The sequence below is a fragment of the Pseudoalteromonas fuliginea genome (genome assembly GCF_000690055.1).
Lineage (GTDB): Bacteria > Pseudomonadota > Gammaproteobacteria > Enterobacterales > Alteromonadaceae > Pseudoalteromonas > Pseudoalteromonas fuliginea.
The window spans coordinates 1-330 of the sequence record NZ_JJNZ01000169.1 but is presented as its reverse complement, the minus strand read 5'-3'; the positions used below and the strand labels follow the sequence as shown (position 1 = coordinate 330).

Annotated in this window: 1 rRNA gene; it reads left to right on the top strand. The window is 49.1% G+C overall.

Going from position 1 to position 330, the window contains the following annotated elements:
* Window positions 1-330 (top strand): 16S ribosomal RNA (locus DC53_RS00225); the annotation flags it as partial.

The window sequence follows — 330 nt, the reverse complement described above, 5'->3', positions numbered from 1 at the left end:
AGCATGTGGTTTAATTCGATGATACGCGAGGAACCTTACCAGGGCTTAAATGTAGAGTGACAGATTTGGAAACAGATTTTTCTTCGGACACTTTACAAGGTGCTGCATGGTTGTCGTCAGCTCGTGCCGTGAGGTGTCAGGTTAAGTCCTATAACGAGCGCAACCCCTGTTGTTAGTTGCCAGCGAGTCAAGTTGAGAACTCTAACGAGACTGCTAGTGTAAGCTGAGAGGAAGGTGGGGATGACGTCAAATCATCATGCCCCTTATGTCCTGGGCTACACGCGTGCTACAATGGCTGGTACAAAGGGCTGCAATACTGCAAGGTGGAGC